The following is a 23,282-nucleotide window of genomic DNA, read 5'->3' on the forward strand; positions in this document are numbered from 1 at the left end:
CAAAATACTCATATACGAATACTTGTTTTTACAAAATTCAGTGTGTGAAGGCTATTATGGATACTTCAACAGACAGTCGTATTAAAAATGATCTTAATTTAGAAATTGATCATTCAGAAAAAATAAAAGAGCATTTAGAACCAATTTTAAAAATGGCAACTGAGATTTGCGATGTTCCATTCTCAGTTGTTAATCTTATTGATAATAATGAACAGAAAACGCTTGCCACTTACGGTAAGTGGGAGGATACTGAGATTGCCGGTATTCAAAGTATCTGCGAAAAGTTGGACACGGAACAGGACGTCCGGGTTATTAATAACATCCGTAAAAATACGGAACTCAAAATGTCTCTTACAGAAAGAGATTTGGAAACGATCGGCTTCTATGCCGGTGCCCCTCTGAAAAGCGACTCAGGTTCAAGAGTGGGTTCACTCTGTCTGTTCGACTCAAAACCGCGAGACCTCACCGATACACAAAAAGAGTGTTTGAGAGCCCTTGCTAACGAAACAGTTCTTAAGCTACACTACTACGAGCTAAATAATCACCTAAACGAGAAAGAAAGGGAGCTGAAAAGGCAATCTATTTTCCTGGAAAATTCGACTGACATCACGTTTATGGTTCAGCCTGAATCCGGAAAAATTATTGATGTAAATAATGATATTGAACAAGCATTGGGGTACTCTCCGGACAACCTGCTGAATACCCGTTTCATGGATTTGGTGGCAACTGAAGAAAAATCAGTCAAAGCCGTCAATGAATGGCTTACTCCGGAAAACAAGATTGATGGGCGATATTCCGTAGATCTCCAATTTATTAACAAAGAGAATATAAAACGGTGGTTTGAATGTAATTTCACCTGCGAAAATGGCGTATGGTATTGTTCTGCAAAAGATGTAAATGAACAAAAAGAAGCCGTGAGCGGTGTACACAAACTTAAGGAAAAATTCCAAAAAGTAGTGGATGTGGCTACAGATCTGGTTTATGAGCTGGATTGGGAGTCAAAGGATCTTGCATGGGGTGATGAGCTGACGGATATTCTCGGTTACCCACATGAAGAGCGGTTTGTGGATTACGACTGGTGGATTGACAAGATCCACCCGGATGACCTTGAAAGAGTTGTCCATGATGTTTCATCGACCTTGGAAGGTGAATGCGAGAAGTTGAAGCTGGTATACCGGATCAAGACGTATGATGGCTCGTATAAGTATGTAATGAATCACAATTATGTTGACCACAATGAGGATGGGACTCCGGTCAAAATTATCGGGGCTATTGTGGATATCAGTGATTTAAAAGAGGCGAAAGATCAGGTTGAACGACGTGAAAAGCTGTTGGAGGAGCTGGCAGAACAAACCTCCACGGCAATCTGGATTCGAGACCATGAAGGAAAGCATCTCTATATGAACCAAAATTATAGAGATCTTTTTGATCTTGGTGAACAGAATGTGATCGGTAAAACCGTTCACGACCTTTTTGATAAAGAGACCGCGCGTCAGTTTAACGAAAATGATCAGAAAGTGATGAGTTCAGGAGAGTCTCATCTGTTTGAAGAAAGCGTGGAGACAAAAACAGGAACACGGTTTTATAAGACCAATATCTTTCCGCTCAATGGTAGCAACGTAGGAGGAGTTTCGGTAGATATAACAGAAGAAATGGAGAGACGGAAAAAACTGCAAATTTCGGTGGAAGAGAAAGAGACGCTATTGAGAGAGATCCACCACAGAGTAAAAAATAACCTGGCTGTTGTTTCAGGGATATTGTATCTGCAGTATTTCAAAGAGGAGGATAAAAAGCTTCGGGAAAAACTGCTCGACAGTACCAATCGAATCAAAACGATGGCAACCATTCATGAGCTTCTCTACCAATCCTTAAGTTTCACCAATTTGAAGCTGGATAAAAACATCAGCAGGCTTATAAACGGAATTACCTCTTCATATGAGGTATCTGTAGATCTGGATACAACATACGACCTTGAACCGATCATTCTGAATATCAACCAAGCGGTTCCTCTATCCTTGATTATAAACGAAGTTGTAACCAATGTGTTAAAACATGCTTTTGAAGAGGGGGATTCCGGTACAATAGCTGTTTCTCTATTCGAAACAGATGGTGAAATCACCTTAATCATTAAAGATAACGGAAAAGGATTGCCTGATGATTTTAATCCGAAAGGCAGAGAAAAATCACTTGGGCTGGAGTTAATAGAGTCGCTGGCCGGCCAACTGCATGCAGAGTACTCTTATTCCTCGCTTGAGCAAGGAGCTCAATTTAAACTGACATTTAAAAAAGAGGATATTAAAGGTGTAGGTAGTTCTTTATGATAATAAGCCGATTTTGAGAAAGGTGTACCCACTAATGTACCAACTATTCACGTCACCGGTGAAGAAGTTAACTTGCCTGCTTTGTCTCAACCCTTGAATAATCGCTAAATATTAATACACGTAAAGTATTCCACTATAACAGTTTTAATATAGCCCCATCAATATGAATGTTTTGCCTTTATCATTATGTAGGTTGCATGTCTTTATCATTATGTAGGTTGCATGTCTTTATCATTATGTAGGTTGCATGTCTTTATCAGATTTCACATAATAATGTGAGATTTTGGGATTTACAGCATTTCGGCAATTATTTAATCAAACAGGATTCTTTAGGGAAGTATTTTCTGCTCTATATTAAATGATCATTGCCTACCTCTTTAAAAGCAGTAAGAACGCAGTTTATATCATACGTTTGGAAAACTGAAGGTATTTTAAAGCCTTCTAATCATAAAAATAATATCTCTATGAGTGCTCTGTTAGCCTTTATACCCATTCTTGCTGCTATTGTTTTGATGGCCGGAATGAACTGGCCCGCTACAAAAGCCCTGCCCTTATCTTTGCTGATAGCCATAGCGGTCGCCTTTTTCTACTGGCAGATGACGTTGCCATTTGTGTTTGGTTACACGTTTTTTGGTTTTTTAAAAGCATTGGACATACTCATCATCATTTTCGGGGCCATTCTTATTCTCAACACCCTGAAGATTTCAGGGGCTATGACAACGATAAACAATGGCTTTAGCGGAATTTCAACGGACAGACGAGTTCAAGTTATTATTATAGGATTCATGTTCGGTTCTTTTATTGAAGGTGCCGCCGGCTTTGGAACGCCTGCTGCCCTGGCCGGTCCGTTACTGGTAGGCTTAGGATTCCCACCTCTTGCTGCTGCCATTGTAGCCCTCATATTTAACACCGTTGCAGTTCCTTTCGGCGCTGTGGGAACTCCTATTTTCGGTGCCATGAGTACTCTCGACACCAATCTTGAGCAACTGGGAGTCGCGTCAGATACTTTTATGATGTCTCTGACCCAATGGATCGCCATCCCGAATTTATTTGCCGGAGTACTTCTTCCACTGCTCGGAATTATGATCATGACGCGCATATTTGGTAAAACCAAATCTATAAAACCGGCACTCGCGGCAGCACCTTTTGCAATCTTTGCCGGTGCCGCATTTACAGTTCCGTACGTGCTTATTGCCATTATATTCGGCCCGGAACTTCCTTCGCTTGTAGGTGCTTTCGTTGGTCTTGGAATTGTAGTTTATGCAGCCAAAAAAGATTTCCTCGTACCAAAAGATGAGTGGGATTTCCCCGAAAAAGAATCATGGCCTAAAATCTGGCGGTCTAATATTGACACCGGAAACACAGGAGAAGCAAAAATGTCTTTACTGAAAGCCTGGGCCCCATACCTGCTGATTGCCATTATTCTTGTAGTGACCAGAATTCCTGAATTCGGCCTGAAAAATTTCCTTGTAGACCAGGAGCTTATATTTAACAATGTCGCAAACATCTCCGGTCTGACGTATGAATTAAAATGGGCCTACTTACCGGGGACCATACCTTTTATACTGGTCGCAATTATCACTCACTTCATGTATAAAATGCCCTTCAAAGATTTAAAAGATGCATGGATACTCACGTTTAAACAGATAAAGAATGCGGCTATCGCCTTGTTTGCCGGCGTTGGCATGGTTCAACTTATGCTTAATTCTGATGTTAACACCACAGGCATGGACAGCATGCTTACGGAAATGGCGGTCGCGGCATCAAATTTATCCGGTTCAGCATATCCACTTTTTGCTACGGCCATAGGTGCCTTGGGCTCTTTTATGTCGGGTTCGGCAACCGTATCAAATATTCTGTTTATGTCGTTTCAGTTTGAAACCGCCGTCCTACTTGATTTTTCCCCCATACTCATTACGGCAATGCAGGGTGTTGGAGCAGGAATCGGAAATATGATTTGTGTTAATAATGTGGTTGCCGTCGCAGCCACGGTTGGATGTATTGGCGCTGAGGGACAAATCATTCGAACAAATGCAGTACCGGCCCTGCTCTACTATCTACTTATTACGTTTATTTTTGGTGTCCTTATCCTCGCCGGCTTTTCTCCTTTAACCACCTAATACCATGAAACATCTACCAAAAGAGTACAAAGATATTTACAACCAATTTTCCCAAAAAATTGATCCGTCGAGAATATATACCGAACCGCTGGAAACGTTTGCTTTTGGTACGGATGCCAGCTTTTACCGGTTGGTTCCAAAAATAGTAGTCAAGGCTGATAATGCCGAAGAAGTGTCTTACATCTTATCGGAGTGCAACAGAGCCTCTATCCCGGTAACCTTTCGAGCGGCCGGAACCAGTCTTTCAGGCCAAGCTATCACCGACTCTGTGTTGGTAGTTGCCGGTAATGCATGGAAAAAGCATAAAGTATTAGATAATGGGGATAAAATCCGACTGCAGCCCGGTGTTATCGGCGCTCATGCTAACAACATACTGAGACCGTACTTGCGCAAAATAGGACCGGACCCCGCTTCCATTAACTCAGCCATGATTGGCGGTATTGCAGCCAATAACGCCAGCGGTATGTGTTGCGGAACGGCTCAAAACTCCTATCAAACCGTCGATAGCATGAAGGTCATTTTAAAAGACGGTACGCTGTTGGATACAGGAGACGCAGATAGCCGAAAAGAGTTTGAAAAGTCGCACGGTAATTTGCTGGAAGAGCTGAAACAGCTCTCACAAGATGTTAAAAATAACAAAGCTCTTTCTGAGAGAATTACCCATAAATTCAAGATGAAAAATACCACAGGCTACAGCTTGAATGCCCTGGTAGATTTTGATGATCCATTCGACATACTTGAGCACATTATGATCGGCTCCGAAGGTACACTCGGATTTATCGCTGAGATCACGTATAGAACAGTGGAAGAGCATCAGCATAAAGCAAGCGCACTTATAACCTTCCCAAGCATTGAAGATGCCTGCCGTGCCGTTATTCGCCTGAAGTCGGAGCCGGTGCAGGCCGTGGAGCTGATGGACAGGGTTAGCCTGAGATCTATGGAAAATGCCGACGGTGTGCCGGTATACCTTAAGGATCTTTCCGAAAATGCTTCTTCTTTACTGGTTCAAACGGCATCCAACGATAAGGAAAAACTCGATCTGCAGATTGAACAAATTAAGAAGTCGATAAAAGATATCCCTATCGAGATCCCGATTGAATTTACCGATAAACCATCCGAGTACGCTAAACTCTGGAAAGTTCGTAAAGGATTATTCCCGACCGTTGGAGCCATGCGGGAAACGGGGACATCGGTTATTATTGAAGATGTATGTTTTCCGGTTCCGGAATTAGCTGAAGCAATACCTGCACTGCAAGCGCTTTTTTCTAATTATGGATATGATGAAGCCGTAATTTTTGGTCATGCACTGGAAGGAAATGTTCACTTTGTGTTCAGCCAGGATTTTGATGACAAAAAGGAATTGGAGCGATATAAAGCTTTTATGGATGATCTGGCCAAGCTGGTGGTAGACCGTTTTGATGGTGCGCTGAAAGCCGAGCACGGTACCGGCCGTAATATGGCTCCTTTTGTGGAAAAAGAGTGGGGTTCAGAAGCCTATGAAATGATGAAACGCTTAAAGGCAATCTTTGATCCTAATGATCTGCTCAATCCCGGTGTTATCCTCAATAATGATCCGGAGCTCCATCTCAAAAATCTGAAACCCATGCCCGCTGCACATGAAACCATTGATATGTGTACGGAATGTGGATTTTGTGAACCGGCCTGTGTTTCCCACGACCTTACACTGTCGCCACGGCAGCGCATCACTGTTTATCGGGAGATGATGCGCCTCAAAGAGACCGGTGAGAAGCCCGAGGTATTGGCTTCGATGGAGAAAGCTTATGATTATCAATCTCTTGATACGTGTGCTACAGATGGTTTATGTGGCATAGCTTGCCCTTTGGATATAAATACCGGGGAATTTGTCAAAGATCTGCGCAGCCAAAAAAATACACCAACACAGAAGAAAGTGGCATCAGCGATGGCTCCGCGTATGGCTACGATCACGAGTGCTACAAAATTTGCACTAAATACCTCGAATCTGTTTCACTCCATGCTTGGCTCCAAAACAATGGATTCCATTGCCGGCGGGTTGCGAAAAATTTCAGGGAACAGGGTACCCAAATGGAATAAATATTTACCTAAAGCAGCCCCTAAAGTAAAGCCGGAGAAGTACACTGTTAAAGACACTAAACCCGATAAGGTGGTTTATTTTCCCTCATGTATTAATCAGACCATGGGCTTGCCGAAAGGCCAGGAGGAAAACGTACCGCTTACCACGAAAGTGAAACAGCTTATTCATAAATCAGGTTATGAGATCATCTATCCGAAAAACCTGTCTAGTCATTGCTGCGGAATGCCTTTTTCCAGCAAAGGCTTTAAAGAACAGGGGAAAGAGATCTCTGATAGACTGGAGCAAGCACTTTATGAAGCCAGCGATGGTGGAAGGTATCCCATAGTTTGCGATATGAGCTCTTGCCAGTTAACTATGGTAGAAAATATGGAGCCTCGTCTAAAAGTGTACGGCCCGGTTGAGTTTACCCTTAAATATCTGGCACCCAAATTGGATTTCCAGCCGACGGATGAACCCATCAGTGTTTTTGCAGTATGTAGCGCAAAAAAATTGGGGATGGAAAGCAAGCTGGAAGAACTGGCTAAGCTATGTGCAAAATCGGTGGTCGTACCTGAAACAAATTGCTGCGGATTCGCCGGCGATCGGGGATTCAGCCATCCCGAGCTGGTAGAGCATGGCCTCAGGCATCTTAATGAACAAATCCCAAAAGAAGTAAAAAACGGTTATTGCACGAATCGAACCTGCGAAATAGGTCTCTCTACACACAGTGACATCACCTATTCATCCATCCTCTACTTGGTTGATCAGGTAACTACAGCAAAGAAAAAACCGGTAAAAGCCCAATGAGTTGAACAGAGGCAACCACTAATTAAACATATAGTTATGAAATATGTAATATTTTTAGTTCTACTCGCTCTTGTGCCCGGTTTGTTGATCGCCCAGGATGAAAGTAAATACGATCTGAATTTCAGCGGTTTTATCAGCTACGAAAGTATTTTTGATACGCGGCAAACGGTATCAGCCCGTGAAGGTGACGTATTGATCTTTCCATCTCGTGTCTTGGAAGATCTGAATGGTGATGATATAAACGCACAGCCTAATTTCAACATGTTTGCAATTCATAGTCGTTTGAAAGCTGATGTTTCAGGTCCCGATATATTTGGAGCACAGTCGAGTGCACTACTGGAACTTGATTTTCTCGGCAACTCCGATCCTGTAATTAGCCTGGTAAGATTGCGCCACTCTATCATAAAATTGGATTGGGATAAATCCTCTCTTTTATTTGGACAATACTGGCATCCAATGTTTGTTACAAGCAGCTTTCCGGAAGTCTCATCCTGGGGAGGTGGTGCTCCTTTTGCGGCTTTTTCCCGAAATCCTCAGATCAGGTTTACCTATGACCTATCAGATAATTTCACGGCAGCCTTCATAGCGTTGACGCAGCGAGATTTCTCTACAACAGGACCTAATGGAGGATCTCCCGACTACCTGCGCAATTCAGCAATACCTGAGATGAATCTACATTTGGTATATCAGAATAAAGGATGGAATCTTGGAACTGTGGTCGGTTATAAAGTCATAAAGCCAAGGCTTGCGAATCTCAACGGAGAAAAGCTGGACGAAACACTGGGTTCATGGCACACTAATGGATACATCCGTAAAGACTGGTCCGATTTAACTGTTAAAATTCAGGGACTGTATGGTCAGAACATGCATAATTTTTTAATGATGGGCGGATATGGTGAGTTTATTAATAACCAGAACAATGAAATCACCTATAAAAACTCGGAAATCATATCGTTTTGGACAGAATGGTTATACAGAAATGGAGATCTTACCTACTCTGTTTTTGGCGGCTATTCTGAAAACTTAGGATTTACGGATATACCGGGCAGTAATGATAGTGTTAACTTTTACGGACGAGGGTCGGATATTGATTATACTTATCGATTTTCACCACGGCTAACCTTGGAGGTTGAAAAATTCCAGATCATGGGCGAGATTATGTACAGTGTAGCAGCATATGGATCCACTCAACCCGATGGAACCGTTTCAGATACAGAAGACGCCAATAATGTGAGGTTTCAACTACATCTCAAATACAGTTTTTGATTTTTTTTTACGAAACTGATATACACAACTGAGTACTACAAAAAAGTTACAGTTTGACAAAAAGGTATCCTGAGCCAGTAGTGACCGAAAAAGACAGGTCTTTCATCCCTTACATACACCGAACCGTTTAAAGAGTCTCCGTTCAGGTCAGGTAGATTGGGAAAGCCTTGAAGATTTTGACCTAACGTTTGTGAAACGCCTGATAAATTGTTTAAAAGCCAATAACCCCATTTTAGATAGAGGTATGCCCACTAATGTACCAACTATTCACGTCACCGGTGACAGGGTTTCATTTAAAGGAAGGCAGATTCTAGAAGCCAAAAAAGCGCCAAAAGGCAAAAAGCCCTTGGCGCTTATGGTAATAGTTTAAATTTAACTTCCTACATGATTCTCTGGTCGAACAACGTTTCCAACTCCATTAACCACATAAGTGCTGTACTCCCAAGTTCCCCAGATTTCCCAATCAGGGTTTCCAGTGTAACGAGGATCGGTTTCATGTACCATAGTATAACTGTAACTTCCATTATCATCGTAACCCTTACAGTTAATATTATTCTTAACCCAACCTGAATCTAAGGATGGGTCGTTTCCAAAGTCACCTCTGTATTGATTTTTGTAGTCGCATGTAGTAAGCGTCTCCTGATCTAGCTCATCAACGGAATCCACATTACCTTGTACTCTACCGTCACCTAAATCAAAATAAACATTTCCGTTGTCATCATAGGCATATAGAGCCTTATAAGTACCGGTTACCACTTCACCTTCATCAGGTATACCGTTGTTATCAGCATCTTTATAGTTAGAGTTTGCTGTACTTGATTCAGTTTTAGTCACTTGATCTATTTCAGTTAGTTGATCTATTTCCGTCCCTGAATCACTCGTTATTGAGTTGCAACCAAGTGTTAAAAATACTCCTATACTAGCCATTAGAATATAATTTGCGAAATGCTTCATATTCACTCCTCTTGTTAATTTATGTTTTATATGAAATGCATTGATTATTAACTGCATAAAACTACCCTAATTAAAAAGAGATACTTAAGCAAGTTTGATAATTTTAATAAAATTTATTTCTAAATATTTGATGATTTCTGATCATAAGTCTTTGTGGTTTTGGTAAATATCACTTGTCTACTCACTTAGCCTCGAAACTTTCATTTGGAGCCCAACATTTACCAACCCACCTCGCAAACAAAAACCAATTATTCATCCCACAGACCGAAACGGACAGCCCGGATTCAGTATAGCATGCCGACTGCTGAGGTACTTCCAAAAGTAGAAAGCGGTGAGATTGTGATTGGAGGATGCTGTACCACCGGTTTCGAACCTACATGGAAGTACATCATGTGCCACGCCCAAATCTTTCAGTAACACTTCGAAGCAAATATGAGGAGTTCCAGGAACTATTCATTTCTTGATTATACAAAGCATTATGAGATATATGGATACCCATCTATAGATCTGCGTGTCTACTGTTATCATGTTTTTGTTTGCAAATCTTCTACCTCTAACCCCATGTATTACTTCACGATCTCGTTAGATTCTAATGGCATCTTTGATGGGAATGATTATTTTATACGGAGTCATGTACCGGGGTAGATTTATCATGTCTATGCAGTTGTGGAAAGGCGTGATACTGCAGCCACTTGCTAATGACAATTACCCAGTGAATTGGATTGTCGTATAAAAAGCGTTCGTTATGGACAACCTCAAATCCAGAATGTTATACGACACATAATCTGACTGGATATAAAGAAACGCAATTTCAGAATATTGCACGACAATCGAGACATCTTGAGATATGGCGTGTAATTAGATGTTATGCACCCAAAGTTTAAAAGAATTGATAAGCAATTGTAATAAAAAGAGTAAGAAATGGAACCCTTCGAACTAAAAGTTGATACCAATACAATTTACATAAAAATCATCCGCTTTTTTGGGGTGCTAATGCTTGGATTTTTTATTGGGGCTATATCCTTCATATATAAGTATGAAGGGACTATCGATTGGATGAACTCATTCACAAGTATAGTCCTTAGTCTTGCTTTTGCTTTTTTCCCAGGTGTAGCCGGAAAAAAGGCTCTTGTCTTAAATGAGGACGGTATTTTTCTTAAAAACTATGGCTGGATTTGGGGTGAAAAAGAATATAATTGGTCCACAGTTAAAGCTGTTGAAGTAAAAAAAGACCGAATTGAATTAACAAGAATTGTTGGATCGACTGACAAAATTAAATTTCCCATTCATACAAGGGAACAAATTGAAAACTTAAAGAAGTACCTCCAACAGCTATCCAGTTCAAAAGATATTGCTTTTAAACAATAATGTTGGGTGCATAACCCGCGCATTAAGTGGGACGTGCCTCGCCGTTGGCTGCTGGTTTCGATTTTATCAGTTTCCGTAGTATATGTTAAATCAAATTCGGCGCTATTTTGCACGCCCCTTATGCGCAATGTCGTTACCCAATGCACCCTTTCGCTCAAACAAAAACTAACTTCCCATCCCTCAACTTCTCCTCACCGTCAAATCGATACGCGACTAGTTTCTCTCCTTTGGCCACGCTGTAGTCCAGGCAGCAGATGTTCTCTCTGTAGAGACTTGGATTTCCCTGAAGCCAGTAGTGGCCGAAAAAGACCGGGCGATCATCCCTTCCATACACCAATCCGTTTAAAGATTCATCACTTCGGACAGGCAGATCGGGCAGACCATGGATGTTTCCGACCGCAAAAGAGTCATACGCATAATTTTAAGAACTCTCCCACCATTACACCCGATAGCAGTCCGTCTGTGAACATTTTTTGAATTAATGCCCCAAAGATGATAGCCCGGTGAGTCGCAGGGCAAAGGCAATGGTAAATTAACGGTACATATAGATCATGAAAGGGCTTATATGAAGAAACTAAATAAACCCACAATATAGATTTGACTACAGAATGTTTTTGTTTTTTATACTCGCTCAATGAAGATTAATGAGTAGATTTATTTAAACCAAAAGAGTAATGTCATGAAAACTTTTGCTCTGATATTCAAAAAAACAGGTCTATACTTAATTTTCGGTTTGTTATTTGCACATCTGATTCAATCCACAGCCTGGGCTCAGGTCAACAATATCAATGTCGGAGATAGAGTTAGAATTTCTGCTCCGGCCGCTCAGACTAAGACTTTATACCGAAAGACTTTATTCGGTACCGTAAATAATATCACTCCTGAAGAAATATACCTGCTCTCCAATAATGAGTACTTTATAATTCCTTTTAACTCAATCAGGCGAATACACGTAAGTACAGGAAAAAAAAGAAACACAGGTAAAGGAGCTCTGATAGGTTTATCTAGCGGTGCATTACTTGGAGGTATGATTAGCCTCGTAACCTATGAGGAGTGCGATGATTCTGAACCTTTTGGTTGTTGGCTTGACTTTAGCAAAGGTGAATCTTTTGTACTTGGTGCTGCCGCCCTTGGACTTTCAGGTCTTGTTCTCGGAACTGTGCTTGGAGCTATAATTAAAACAGACAGATGGCATCGCTTACCAATTGAAGTCTTAATGAATTCTCCACCTGTTACTTCACAAAAACTCTCGTTCTGTCCAGTTGTTAATGTTAAATTTTCAATTTCCAGGAATCGCTAACCACAGACCTTTTAACAAGTGGGTTCAGAAGTAATCGATATTCGTGAAAATGGGATCAATGTTATTCACACATACACCAACTTCCCATCTCTCAACCGCTCCTCTCCATCAAACCGATACTCAACCAGCTTCCCTCCTTTGGCCACGCTATAGTCCAGGCAGCAGATGCTCTCTCTGTAGAGACTTGGATTGCCTCTGAGCCAGTTGTGACCGAAAAATACAGGCCGTTCATCCCTTCCATATACCGAACCGTGGTACTTACCCAAGTAGTGTGTCTGGGGGCCAACCAGAACGGCAGCAGCAAGGTAATTGCCAACGAACAAAACGCTGGAGAGTGAGGGCGCTGATAAGGTTTTTGTGAAAATCTTCGGTTCATTTTCAACTATTATTCGGTACTCTAATGCTGACAAAAAGATTTCATTCAAAAGATCCATAGGAATTTCCCTGATGCCGGTATCCAACTATCTCTTATACAGGAAGCGCTTCCAATCCGTTATATTCATAGAATTAAAAACAGAAAAGAAAAATTAAATGAGGAATCCGGTATGGATAAAGCAAAGCTAATTATTGGAAATGATACCCATGAACTTGATCTCATCGAAGGAAGTGAAGGAGAAATAGCGATAGATATTACGAAACTGCGAAGTGAAACCGGCCTTATAACGTCCGATTTAGGGTATAAAAGTACGGGAGCCACTAAAAGCGCCATCACATTTCTGAACGGAGAAAAAGGGGTGCTGCGGTACAGAGGGTATCCCATTGAGCAGCTTGCTGAAAAATCCTCGTTTCTGGAAGTGGCCTACCTGCTGATTTACGGAGATCTGCCAGGTGCAGATGAATTATCAAAATTCAGAGATGGAATCACACGGCACACTCTTATTCATGAGGATATGAAAATGCTCTACGAGGGGTACCCGGCCAAGGCCCACCCCATGGGTGTACTGGCTTCCATGATCGGGGCTCTATCCACATTTTACCCGAACGCCCAGGGCTCCGAACTGGATCCGGAAGAGGTTGATCTGACGATCCGCCGGTTGATTGCAAAAATCACCACCATTGCGGCGTGGTCGTACCGGAAATCGCAGGGCTTCCCGATTATGTACCCGCAAAACAAGTTGGATTACTGCTCAAATTTTCTGCATATGATGTTTGCGCTGCCCACGGAGGAGTACGAGATCAACCCAACCATTGTAAAAGCTCTGAACACGCTATTGATTCTACACGCCGATCACGAACAGAACTGCTCGGCATCCACGGTCCGGATGGCCGGTTCATCCCACGCCAGCCTGTATGCGGCCATCACGGCCGGAGTTTGTGCTCTGTGGGGACCACTGCACGGAGGGGCCAATCAACAAGTGATTGAAATGCTGGAGCAGATTCATAGCGAAGGCAGCGACGTTGCCAGAATGGTAGAGAAAGCCAAAGATAAAAGCAGTGACTTTCGCCTGATGGGGTTCGGCCACCGCGTATACAAAAACTTCGATCCGCGGGCCAAGATTATTAAAAAAGTAGCTGATGAAGTATTGAATGAGCTCCATATTGAGGACCCGCTCCTTGAGATTGCCAAATCGCTGGAGGAAGTCGCCCTGAATGATTCCTACTTTGTAGAGCGGAAGCTTTACCCGAACGTCGATTTCTACTCCGGCATCCTCTATCGCGCCATCGGCATCCCAACCGAAATGTTCACTGTGATGTTTGCACTGGGTCGTCTGCCCGGCTGGATTGCCCAATGGAAAGAGATGAGAGATAATAACGAACCCATTTCGCGTCCGCGCCAGATCTATGTCGGCCCGAACAAAAGGGACTACGTGGATCTGGAGAACAGATAAACGGTAGGTTCCTTGAACATTGATATGAGATCACTCAAAATATGGGTGATCTCATTTACTTTTGATGAGTTTTTAAAAGAGCAATGCCGGCTGCTCTGATCAGACATGTATATTCTATTTGGCAAAGGGTATATGACAATCACGAATGACAAATGCGTGGATGGGAGTCAGAGAATACTAGAGGAGTAAGAAAACGGATAAGAGTACTATGCCTGTCAAGGTATACGGTGAGCAAATCTGACGGATCAATCAATAGACCATCCCTCCCCTGCATTTTTAAGTTGGCATCCGGAGTAGGTTTATAAAGGGTAAATTTTTGTCGACGCTACCTTTCCCTGATTGTGATTTTTGAACCGCTCGCGAAGATCAGTTGTAAACCCGACATAACGCCAATCTTTTGCCTCACTTTTTATGATGTAGACATAATACATTGGGTTTCTCTCTATTTCTTAAATAAAAGGACAAGTTATTAAACAAAGGACAAGATCTGCAAAATACTCGAAAAAGGAGTGCGCGCACTCCGAAGCCTTGGCGAAGGTGTGGGCCCAGCAGGACTTGAACCTGCGACCAATCGATTATGAGTCGACTGCTCTGACCAACTGAGCTATGGGCCCTTTTTGATATACAACCTTTTAAAGGGCGGTAAAATTACAAGCTTTGCCAACCATTTACAATAGGGTTTTTATTCCAAAAGTGTGTGTTCCAAAAACTATTATCAAATCTAACTGATATGCGATTGTAGATTGTCGATTTAGGATTTGCGATCCGGTTTTAATTTTTCAGTAATTACATCTCAAATCGAATTTCGTATACCGAATATCTCCAACCACCTGATATGCATTATCTTATCCCAATTCGATCAGATTTTCCTTCTAACCGCTATTCAGTTATATTAAATCGGGGTTAAGGATTCTGATTGAATTTCCTAATCGAGTTCTTCAGTTTCCTTACAGGGGCCGGTGGCATCGCCATCGGCCTTTTTTATTTTCTTGCGGATCCGCGGCGAGCTATACAATTATTCACAACCTTCGTGAAACGTTGTAACATTTTGTCTTCACGGACTGCTTGCATTAAACCGCCACCGAGACCATCAGGAGCACAAGTATTCTCTGCATCAATCTGCGTAGCTCTGTGAAAAAATCAGACGCTGTCAGATCCGGTTGGTGCTGACAGGTCTATTTACCATAGAAGCCATTCATGAGTTTAACATGCGAGCGCGGGATTTATCCCTGCGAGAATAAGGTAGGCCTGGCCATGAATGACCGGCCTGTCTTCCAAAGCTTCAGCGCAGGCAGGCTCGTATATAATGCCCCATGTCGGGGCATTTAATAATTTATCTCTTCGTGTTGCTTCGTGTCAATGTGCCTTCGTGGCAAACTCTTATAAATTCACCACATTCCGTAGGAATATTCTGTTTATAGGTAGACGGATGAAAGAAGTTTATTACTCCATGGGAGTGTTCTTTTCGTTCGGAGTTTATCATCTCGTTCACCGTAACAGAAAGCTCCTATGGAGCTTATACTTTTTTGCGTATTAAATGCTATAAACAGAATACTCCTCTGGAGTTGAAACTGAACTTTAACGTGTTACGGAAGCAATAATAGACATCACTCTGTGAGAATATTAGACGCTGTCAGATTCTTTGAACGCTGGCAGGTCTATTTACCAAAGAACCCATATGGGTTCAACATACGAGCGCGGAATTTATCCCGGCGATCAGACGCTGTAAGATCCGGTAGGTGCTGATAGGTCTTGAATACTTAGTCATTCTGAGCTTGTCGAAGAATCTCTTGCCATTTCTGCCTCCGCCGCAATATACCCAAACGCCGCCCATTCATCAGTGCTGAGGATTTGGTTCCAGATATCGATGGCTCGCTCCTCTCTTCCGTTCATGTAGTGCCAGTTCCCGATACCGTACCAGAGCGTAGCATTTTGAAGGCTATCATCCGATACTTCCATCATCCTTTCTGGATCAAAAAGACCTTTAAAAACCATAATCAGATTCAGATATACATCATTTTCAATCAGATCCATGTCAGCAGTAACATTCTCTATGGCATGTCCCGCTTGTTCGTCCTGGCCGCCCCGCTTTAAGGCCGAATAGTACCAGTAGAGCGTAGCAACCTGCATGTCATCTGTTAAATCCAGTTCGTTGAGGGATTTTTCATAAGTATTGATCGCCTGCTGATAGTCGCCGTTTAAATAGTGGGCCAGCCCCTTATGATACCACACATTGGATTTCAGAGTGCTCACCGGCTGGTTCAGTTCATTGGGTAGTCCATCCGGTTCGATCACATCCGGCATATTGCGCATCAGCTCCTCTGCACGTTCAAAATCGCGAACTGCCCGGTCAAAATATCTCAGAGTAATGTAGCGATGGCCCCTGTGACGAAACATCCGCGGATCTTCCGGTACTTTATATGTGCCCTCCGTAAAGATCTGAATCGCCTCGCGATACTCTCCCAAATATGCCGCCCTTCTTCCCAGCCAGATGATATTCTCGGCATCCTCAGGATCAACCCGGTAGTCCGCCAGTGCTTCAAGAAACTTTTCGTTTTGATCGTCAAACAGTTCCGGCGACACCTCCGGGGTGTAGAGAGTGTCTCCCATCAGGGATATTGACTGAACTCCGGACGGCATCGGCGGTAGATCCACTCGGTTTTCTCCACAGGAAACTGCACTGATTGTAGCGACAAAAACTAAAACTGTTATTACAAAATTTCTCATAATGCGTTTATTTAGAAGGTAAGTGATAATTCTACAATTTCTCCTGATCTGCGAACTTTAACAACAATTTCTTCACCGGTCGAAAACTCTCCGAGAGCTTCCATGTAGGCATAAATATCACTCACCGGTATCTCGCCCATCTGCACCACAATATCTCCGGTTTGCATACCGGCTCGATCTGCGGGTCCGCCCATCCGTACGCCATCCAGCCGGAACCCGTTACCCGAAAAGTTGTAGTCAGGAATTACGCCCATGGTTACACTATCTCCGCTCATTACAGACTGCTGTTGTGGCGCTGTTTCCGAGAATTCCATCGCAGTCGCCTCAAGCTCATCCAACTTTCTGATAAGTAACTCCGCATGCTCTGATATGGTTAAAATGCCCTGTTCATTAATTTTATCGGGAGTGTCGCCCGGAGTATGATAATCATCGTGTGTTCCCGTAAAAAAGTGCAATACCGGAATACCGATATCATGAAATGAAACGTGATCGCTGGCCCCTGTCCCCGAACCGCTCGGGATAATATTTAAATTATTTGATTCAATTTCTGAAAATATCTCATCCCATTTTGGGGAGGTTTCAGTACCAAAAATGGTCAATTCACTCTCTTCATTCAGCCGGCCGATCATATCAAAATTAATCATCGCGAGGATTGAATCCGAGGGCACATCCAGGCTCTCTGCAAAATACCTCGATCCCAGTAATCCGAGTTCCTCTCCCGAAAAGGCAATGAACATCACGGATTTCTCCGTAGGATTTTCTGAAAATTTTTCTGCAAGGTGAAGTAATCCCGCAACGCCGGAAGCATTGTCATCGGCTGAGTAGTGGGTGGAATCGGGTTGATCAAAATTCATGGAGATAATACTTCCATGCCCCTGTCCGTCATAGTGCGCACCCAAAACGATGAATTGTGAAGGCTGAGTGCTACCCTCTGAGATCGCCACCACATTTCGGGACAGATGATTTTCAACGCCCATCGGCTGTGTCATGGGGCCGTTTAAAGTAAACTGCTGGAAATAGGTATCCTGATCTCCCGCGGGTGTTAAACCAAGCTGCAAAAATCGATCTGCAATATAGTTAGCGGCGATAGCTTCCTGCTCAGTTCCGGACAGACGTCCATCCATCTCATCGGAAGAAAACCACTCCACATCCTCCCTGATCTGTTCTTCGGCAGTGTACTCATTTGATGACGAGCTGCAGGAGATAAGGGCTAGGCTAATTGTGAGTAGTATCAGGGAAAAGTTTTTCATCGTAGTTATTTCATTGAGTGATCCTAAGACCTGTCAGCATCCCGACAGCAGTCGGGCTCTGACAGCGTCGATGACAACAATATAAAAAAGAACCGGGTTCTCGCAGAGTTATGATTTTGAGGTTAAAGGGATCTGTCAGCATCGTATTCGTCTCCCCTTGAGGGGAGTGCCCGATTTATCGGGGAGGGGTGTAACAACATGACAGCATCGATGCAATAAAACCAATTAGTGTATCTCGCGAATTTACGCAGATAAGAACGCAGATTTTCGCTGAATAAACTTTATGTGACTTTTGTCACACTCTGCGTGACTCAGCGAATTCATCTGCCCCGAATGCTCGGGGCGAGAACCAGACGCTGTCAGATCCGGTAGGTGCTGACAGGTCTTCAAGCTGCGAAATCCAAAGATCCGTTAAATCCGCGTTCCATGTTGAGTATGAATCTAAACACCCGTATCATGTGATCCACATACTTAACCATTAAGGTTGGGGGTGTCCCGAGAGTAACGAATCGGGACTGAGATCATACCCTGTGAACCTGAACCGGGTTATACCGGCGTAGGGAAACCGATCTGCAGTGCAGGCCATCACAAACAAATTCAGCTGATGATTGCCGCGCACTGTCCCCCTCCTTCAATCGCATTTAAAATTGATGGAGGCATCATGTCTTTTTACCTGAAACTATTTTCCTTAATCATCCCGATTCTCTTCGGGACTTCCCTTCAATCCCTGTCTCAAACCATCGAGGGCCGAGTTACAGACGGCGACACCGGTGAACCACTCGCGGGAGCATCCATTCTTGAAGTGGGAACCGAAAACGGTACATCCACTGACGCCGACGGTGAATTCAGCCTAAGACTTCGAGAGTCCGGCTATGAACTGAGAATCAGCTTTATAGGATATCAAACACAAACCGTATCCTTTACTGAAACGGACTCCTATCTCGAGATTGAACTCACATCCCAGCCGGTTACTGCCGGAGAAGTGTTTGTAAATGCCTTGCGTGTAGATGATTCCACACCGGTGGCGTACAGTAATATCTCACGGGATGCGATCGAAATACGAAATACCGGCCAAGACATTCCCATGCTGGTTTCAACGTCACCGTCTGTTGTATCGGCCTCCGATGCCGGAGCAGGAATCGGATACACCAACATGCGAATACGCGGCGTGGATCAGGCACGAATTAACGTAACCGTTAACGGTATACCGATGAATGACTCCGAATCTCATGGCGTGTTCTGGGTCAATATGCCCGATTTTGCTTCTTCAACGCAGAACATACAGATTCAGAGGGGTGTGGGAACCTCCACACACGGAGCTTCTGCCTTCGGAGCAACCATGAATCTGCAGTCAGCCCTTATGCGGCCCGATTCCTACGGTGAGGTTGATCTGGGAGTCGGCGCTTACGGAACACAAAAAGCAACCGTCCAGCTTGGATCCGGCCTGATGGATAACGGCTGGCAAGTCGAGGGGCGACTTTCAAAAATTGATTCTGACGGCTACATCGACCGGGCAGAATCTGACCTTCGCTCCTTTTATCTGTCCGCAGCTCGTCACGGAGACCGCAGCCTGCTGAAGGCGGATGTATTCTCGGGCCAGGAGCGAACCTACCAGGCGTGGAACGGTGTACCGGAGCCTATTCTGGAAAACAACCCGAATCAGCTCGAAAATTATATCACGGATCTCTGGCTTGGACAAGAAGAAGCAGATCGCTGGAGAAACAGTCTTGGAAATCGCCAATTCAACGAGTATACCTACGAAGATCAGGTAGACAACTATCAGCAAGATCACTATCAACTGCACTACTCGTACAAATTAACGGATAACTGGACCACCAACACTTCCCTTCACTATACCTACGGAAGAGGATATTTTGAGCAATTCCGTGAGGATGATGGATTGGCCACCTACAATATTGATCCGATTGAGATTGGAGGTGAAACCATTGAGCAGAGCGATCTGGTTCGCCGTCGCTGGTTGGACAATGATTTCTATGGGGTGATAGCTTCCAATGAATATCGGTTAGAGGATGAGTGGAATCTGACCATTGGCGGAGCTTATAACGAGTACGACGGCGATCACTTTGGTGAAGTGATCTGGGCAGAGTTTGCCGGAGAGAGTCAGCCCGGCGATCGTTACTACAACAACAACGGTTTTAAAACAGATTTCAACATTTACGGAAAACTGAATTACTACTTCAGCTCATCCTTTAACACCTATCTGGACCTGCAGTACCGTGCGGTAACCTACCGTTTTCTTGGTCTTCGGATTGATGGAAACACCGGGGAGGTAAACGATGTAACTCAGCGAGACCGCATCAATTTCTTTAACCCGAAAGCGGGATTTGTCTACCGTTTTGCGGATGGACAACGAGCATTTGCCTCACTCAGCGTTGGTGGGAAAGAGCCTACACGACGCGACTATGTCGAGTCGACCGAAGAGAGCCGGCCCGATCCGGAGCGTCTCTTCGATTATGAACTGGGTTACCATGGCGATTTTGGCCGGTACAGTCTGGGAGTAAATCTCTACTACATGCTCTACAAAGATCAGCTGATTACAACCGGGGAAATGAACGATGTTGGAAACACGGTTCGCGAAAATGTACCGGATAGCTACCGGACGGGAGTTGAACTTCAGCTTGGAGCCCGGATCACAAATCAATTTCAGTGGAACGGTAATCTGACATTCAGCCAAAATAAAGTGAATGAGTATGAATATTTCCTGGATGATTTTGATCAGGGAACTCAGGAACGCTTTCTGTTTGAGGATGTGGATATTGCCTTGTCTCCCTCAACCATCGCGAACTCTATTCTTTCATATCAGTCCGGCGGATTCAGAACAGAGTGGATCTCAAAATTTGTATCTCGCCAGTATCTGGATAATACCCAGAACGAAAACCGGTCGATTGATCCCTACTGGGTGAATGATCTGGTTGTTCGCTATCACTGGGATGCATTGCCATTTGTTCGAAGTCTGACCGCTTCATTAACTGTCAATAACATCCTGAATGAGAAGTATGTAGCCAATGGTTATACATTTGGCTGGATTTCGGGTGGCGAGCAGCGTCACTTCAACTACTACTACCCTCAGGCTGAGCGTCATGTGATGTTCAACATGAAGGTTGGGTTTTAGTTAACAGATATAAAAAGACCTGACAAATTTAAAACATTTGTCAGGTCTTCCCATCTGCCGGCCATGAATTAGACGCTGTCACAACCGGTAGGTACTGACCTGCAAGCGTCCGGCAGGACCTGGCAGCGTCATGAATGGTTCACATCACTAAGCTTACTCTGCGAAAATCCGCGAATTCATCTGCCCCGAATGCTCGGGGCGAGAACCATTGTTCAATCGATAGATGTTCTCATATAGAATTCCCTCAGTAAATTATTCCGTAGGAATAGCCTGTTTTTAGAAAGATGAGTGAAAAATGAAATCACTCCATAGGAGTGTTCTTTCTATTTTGTGCTAATAATTTCGCCCTGTGTAGCAGGAAGCTCCTATGGAGCTAATACCATATAACTCAATAACTCATTTAATACTATAAACAGGATACTCCTCCGGAGTTGATTTAAAGCGTTGCACATCTAATAACAAACATCCCTCAGCGAAAATCTGCGTATCCATCTGCGATAATCAGCGAGAACCACCGTTTGAAACGCAGACGTGTAGAGATATCAAGTCAGAAACACCCCTCCCGGTTTCACCGTACTCCCCTCAAGGGGAGATTTATCTGAACCTGCAAAGAGTGACAGGTCTTAATTTAATTCGCTTCTTCTATTTGTACCGGGATTTTTGTCTCTTCCCAGTGAATGATCATATGGCCGGATTCTTCCGTAACCTCATCAAAATAGATCATCATCTGCTCCATAAATTCCCCTTCCTGCGGATCCACAGAAACACGGAGAACATCCATCGTTGGATCGTACTCTGTACCCCACGAGAGATTGCTGTTAAAAATGACGTTCCACTCCTCTAAACCCGGCAATGTGTAGAGTGAATAGGTTCCGGCATTTAATTCTCTACCCTCAACAAGCACATTGTCTGAAAACGTTATTACAGTGGATTCATTTGCACCCGTTCTCCATACTTCATCATAAGGAACCAGATCTCCGAAAATCTCCCGGTCCCTAACACCCGGTCGACCGTACGTTACAGTAACCACCGTCGTGCCAATGGTTTGCGAAACGGAGGCATTCGGGCTTACCCGCGGACTGTCATTTCCGCGTTCCTGTGCATTAGCGGAGGAAGCGAAGATCAGGCTGAATCCTAAAACTGCAGCAATAATGGTAGATTGAATATTCATGGATTAAGTGATTTAATTTAAGTTGAAATAAGTTGATGTAAACTATACAGATAAAATTGATGCGATTTTTTAAAATCGTTCAAATCGCTAGAAATATTTAAAGACGCTGTCGTAGTGGGCATCAAGTTTTAATCTGCCACGAAATCTCTAAGGCCCAAAGATGCACAAAGTTTTATTCTGCGAAACTCAGCGCATTCATCTGCGCAAATCTGCGAGAAATTAGACGCTGTCAGGTTCTCCGAACGCTTACAGGTCTTCAACCAATTACAGTGACTCCTGAAGCAGGTGCGGAAAATCCTTTTTGAACTTCGCCAATTTCGGTGCAATCACAACAGAACAGTAACCCGCGTTGGGATTGTTATTGAAATAGTTCTGATGATAATCCTCAGCGGTACTGTAATTACTTAACGGTGTGATTTCCGTGACAATCTTGCTGTCCCACAAGTCTGACTCATCCGTTCGCTTCAAAGACTCTTCAGCAATCTTTTTCTGCTCAAGTGAATTAAAAAATATCGCCGATCGATACTGAGTCCCTACATCAGCTCCCTGCCTGTTCAGGGTTGTAGGGTCGTGCGTATGCCAGAAAACCTCCAACAATTCATCAAAGCTGATTTCATTTGGATCAAATGTAACTTTAGCCACTTCGGCATGACCGGTATTTCCACTCACAACCTGATTGTATGTTGGATTTTCAACATGGCCGCCGGCATAACCTGATTCCACTGCCACAACGCCGTTTACCCGTTGGTAAATCGCCTCTACACACCAAAAACAGCCTGCACCTAATACAGCTGTTTCATAGTTCTCATTTTGCGCATCTGCCTGATCAGTCATAGTAAATAAGATCGAAATTAAAATTAGTAACAGTTTCATAAATAAATTTCCGGTTTGTTTCCTTCTGTTTGCTAAACATCACACTTTTGGAATTCGTGCCCTGTTTACCGCGATGACGCAGAGAACGCTGAAGATTATATTTAAACAGT

At 43.5% G+C, this 23,282-nt stretch carries 17 protein-coding genes, 1 tRNA gene and 1 riboswitch; of the genes, 9 read left to right on the forward strand and 9 right to left on the reverse strand.

From position 1 onward, the window contains the following. Positions 1–152 precede the first annotated feature (152 nt). From CWD77_RS06850 to CWD77_RS06865, 4 genes are all read left to right on the forward strand, one after another. Positions 153–2,321 (forward strand): PAS domain S-box protein, encoded by a 2,169-nt coding sequence (locus tag CWD77_RS06850; RefSeq protein ID WP_165779093.1) that lies wholly within the window; start codon positions 153–155, stop codon positions 2,319–2,321. 464 nt (positions 2,322–2,785) lie between these two features. Next, complete coding sequence (locus tag CWD77_RS06855; RefSeq protein ID WP_101072698.1) at positions 2,786–4,441, forward strand: L-lactate permease; 1,656 nt, start codon at positions 2,786–2,788, stop codon at positions 4,439–4,441. A 4-nt stretch (positions 4,442–4,445) separates the two neighbouring features. Beyond that, positions 4,446–7,301, forward strand: coding sequence for an FAD-binding and (Fe-S)-binding domain-containing protein (locus tag CWD77_RS06860; RefSeq protein ID WP_101072701.1), 2,856 nt, complete (start codon positions 4,446–4,448; stop codon positions 7,299–7,301). A 36-nt stretch (positions 7,302–7,337) separates the two neighbouring features. Next, entirely contained in the window at positions 7,338–8,567 is a 1,230-nt protein-coding gene (locus CWD77_RS06865) for a hypothetical protein (RefSeq protein WP_101072704.1), read from the forward strand. Positions 8,568–8,939: 372 nt separating this feature from the next. On the opposite strand, the gene CWD77_RS06870 is transcribed toward CWD77_RS06865, so the two are convergent. Beyond that, on the reverse strand, positions 8,940–9,578 hold the full coding sequence (locus tag CWD77_RS06870) for a hypothetical protein (RefSeq protein WP_206017960.1): 639 nt from the start codon (positions 9,576–9,578) through the stop codon (positions 8,940–8,942). Between the two features lie 237 nt (positions 9,579–9,815). Between CWD77_RS06870 and CWD77_RS15710 the strand changes: the two genes are divergently transcribed. Both CWD77_RS15710 and CWD77_RS06875 read left to right on the forward strand, forming a co-directional pair. After that, entirely contained in the window at positions 9,816–9,938 is a 123-nt protein-coding gene (locus CWD77_RS15710) for a hypothetical protein (protein ID WP_276307513.1), read from the forward strand. Between the two features lie 504 nt (positions 9,939–10,442). Next, positions 10,443–10,889: an EbsA family protein gene (locus tag CWD77_RS06875; protein WP_101072706.1), complete on the forward strand. Its 447-nt coding sequence runs from the start codon at positions 10,443–10,445 to the stop codon at positions 10,887–10,889. Positions 10,890–11,043: 154 nt separating this feature from the next. Here the strand turns inward: CWD77_RS06875 and CWD77_RS06880 are convergent, their stop codons facing one another. Then, positions 11,044–11,223, reverse strand: a complete 180-nt coding sequence (locus CWD77_RS06880) for a hypothetical protein (protein ID WP_206017961.1) — start codon at positions 11,221–11,223, stop codon at positions 11,044–11,046. Between the two features lie 345 nt (positions 11,224–11,568). Here CWD77_RS06880 and CWD77_RS06885 point away from each other — a divergent pair, with 345 nt between their 5' ends. Continuing rightward, positions 11,569–12,189 (forward strand): hypothetical protein, encoded by a 621-nt coding sequence (locus CWD77_RS06885; protein ID WP_101072710.1) that lies wholly within the window; start codon positions 11,569–11,571, stop codon positions 12,187–12,189. A 65-nt stretch (positions 12,190–12,254) separates the two neighbouring features. Here the strand turns inward: CWD77_RS06885 and CWD77_RS15620 are convergent, their stop codons facing one another. After that, positions 12,255–12,623, reverse strand: a complete 369-nt coding sequence (locus CWD77_RS15620) for a hypothetical protein (RefSeq protein ID WP_206017962.1) — start codon at positions 12,621–12,623, stop codon at positions 12,255–12,257. Between the two features lie 111 nt (positions 12,624–12,734). On the opposite strand from CWD77_RS15620, the gene CWD77_RS06895 reads away from it, so the two are divergent. Further along, on the forward strand, positions 12,735–14,018 hold the full coding sequence (locus CWD77_RS06895) for a citrate synthase (protein ID WP_101072714.1): 1,284 nt from the start codon (positions 12,735–12,737) through the stop codon (positions 14,016–14,018). Between the two features lie 299 nt (positions 14,019–14,317). On the opposite strand, the gene CWD77_RS15765 is transcribed toward CWD77_RS06895, so the two are convergent. The 4 genes from CWD77_RS15765 to CWD77_RS06915 all read right to left on the reverse strand — a co-directional run bounded on the left by CWD77_RS15765 (position 14,318) and on the right by CWD77_RS06915 (position 17,995). Beyond that, complete coding sequence (locus CWD77_RS15765; RefSeq protein ID WP_101072716.1) at positions 14,318–14,449, reverse strand: GIY-YIG nuclease family protein; 132 nt, start codon at positions 14,447–14,449, stop codon at positions 14,318–14,320. A gap of 109 nt (positions 14,450–14,558) precedes the next feature. Beyond that, a tRNA-Ile gene (locus CWD77_RS06905) sits at positions 14,559–14,632 on the reverse strand. 1,150 nt (positions 14,633–15,782) lie between these two features. Further along, complete coding sequence (locus tag CWD77_RS06910) at positions 15,783–16,745, reverse strand: tetratricopeptide repeat protein (RefSeq protein ID WP_240596689.1); 963 nt, start codon at positions 16,743–16,745, stop codon at positions 15,783–15,785. An 11-nt stretch (positions 16,746–16,756) separates the two neighbouring features. After that, complete coding sequence (locus CWD77_RS06915; RefSeq protein ID WP_101072719.1) at positions 16,757–17,995, reverse strand: M28 family peptidase; 1,239 nt, start codon at positions 17,993–17,995, stop codon at positions 16,757–16,759. 476 nt (positions 17,996–18,471) lie between these two features. Next, positions 18,472–18,575, forward strand: a riboswitch (TPP riboswitch). Between the two features lie 24 nt (positions 18,576–18,599). On the opposite strand from CWD77_RS06915, the gene CWD77_RS06920 reads away from it, so the two are divergent. Beyond that, complete coding sequence (locus CWD77_RS06920) at positions 18,600–21,128, forward strand: TonB-dependent receptor (protein ID WP_240596692.1); 2,529 nt, start codon at positions 18,600–18,602, stop codon at positions 21,126–21,128. A gap of 628 nt (positions 21,129–21,756) precedes the next feature. Here the strand turns inward: CWD77_RS06920 and CWD77_RS06925 are convergent. Together CWD77_RS06925 and msrA are read right to left on the reverse strand one after the other, a co-directional pair. Continuing rightward, positions 21,757–22,299, reverse strand: coding sequence for a DUF2911 domain-containing protein (locus CWD77_RS06925; protein ID WP_101072725.1), 543 nt, complete (start codon positions 22,297–22,299; stop codon positions 21,757–21,759). Between the two features lie 264 nt (positions 22,300–22,563). Beyond that, positions 22,564–23,172 (reverse strand): peptide-methionine (S)-S-oxide reductase MsrA, encoded by a 609-nt coding sequence (gene msrA, locus CWD77_RS06930; protein WP_101072727.1) that lies wholly within the window; start codon positions 23,170–23,172, stop codon positions 22,564–22,566. Between the last annotated feature and the right edge of the window lie 110 nt (positions 23,173–23,282).

The sequence above is a fragment of the Rhodohalobacter barkolensis genome (assembly GCF_002834295.1).
Classification (GTDB): Bacteria; Bacteroidota; Rhodothermia; order Balneolales; family Balneolaceae; genus Rhodohalobacter; species Rhodohalobacter barkolensis.

What these genes read in the sequence shown, in the direction of transcription:
- CWD77_RS06855 (WP_101072698.1), top strand. Translation starts at nt 2,786, where the DNA reads ATGAGTGCTCTGTTAGCCTTTATACCCATTCTTGCTGCTATTGTTTTG.
- CWD77_RS06860 (WP_101072701.1), top strand. Translation starts at nt 4,446, where the DNA reads ATGAAACATCTACCAAAAGAGTACAAAGATATTTACAACCAATTTTCC.
- CWD77_RS06920 (WP_240596692.1), top strand. Translation starts at nt 18,600, where the DNA reads ATGATTGCCGCGCACTGTCCCCCTCCTTCAATCGCATTTAAAATTGAT.
- CWD77_RS06865 (WP_101072704.1), top strand. Translation starts at nt 7,338, where the DNA reads ATGAAATATGTAATATTTTTAGTTCTACTCGCTCTTGTGCCCGGTTTG.
- CWD77_RS06875 (WP_101072706.1), top strand. Translation starts at nt 10,443, where the DNA reads ATGGAACCCTTCGAACTAAAAGTTGATACCAATACAATTTACATAAAA.
- msrA (WP_101072727.1), bottom strand. Translation starts at nt 23,172, where the DNA reads ATGAAACTGTTACTAATTTTAATTTCGATCTTATTTACTATGACTGAT.
- CWD77_RS15620 (WP_206017962.1), bottom strand. Translation starts at nt 12,623, where the DNA reads ATGGATCTTTTGAATGAAATCTTTTTGTCAGCATTAGAGTACCGAATA.
- CWD77_RS06885 (WP_101072710.1), top strand. Translation starts at nt 11,569, where the DNA reads ATGAAAACTTTTGCTCTGATATTCAAAAAAACAGGTCTATACTTAATT.
- CWD77_RS06895 (WP_101072714.1), top strand. Translation starts at nt 12,735, where the DNA reads ATGGATAAAGCAAAGCTAATTATTGGAAATGATACCCATGAACTTGAT.
- CWD77_RS06910 (WP_240596689.1), bottom strand. Translation starts at nt 16,745, where the DNA reads ATGAGAAATTTTGTAATAACAGTTTTAGTTTTTGTCGCTACAATCAGT.
- CWD77_RS15765 (WP_101072716.1), bottom strand. Translation starts at nt 14,449, where the DNA reads ATGTATTATGTCTACATCATAAAAAGTGAGGCAAAAGATTGGCGTTAT.
- CWD77_RS06870 (WP_206017960.1), bottom strand. Translation starts at nt 9,578, where the DNA reads ATGCAGTTAATAATCAATGCATTTCATATAAAACATAAATTAACAAGA.
- CWD77_RS06925 (WP_101072725.1), bottom strand. Translation starts at nt 22,299, where the DNA reads ATGAATATTCAATCTACCATTATTGCTGCAGTTTTAGGATTCAGCCTG.
- CWD77_RS06850 (WP_165779093.1), top strand. Translation starts at nt 153, where the DNA reads ATGGCAACTGAGATTTGCGATGTTCCATTCTCAGTTGTTAATCTTATT.
- CWD77_RS06915 (WP_101072719.1), bottom strand. Translation starts at nt 17,995, where the DNA reads ATGAAAAACTTTTCCCTGATACTACTCACAATTAGCCTAGCCCTTATC.
- CWD77_RS15710 (WP_276307513.1), top strand. Translation starts at nt 9,816, where the DNA reads ATGCCGACTGCTGAGGTACTTCCAAAAGTAGAAAGCGGTGAGATTGTG.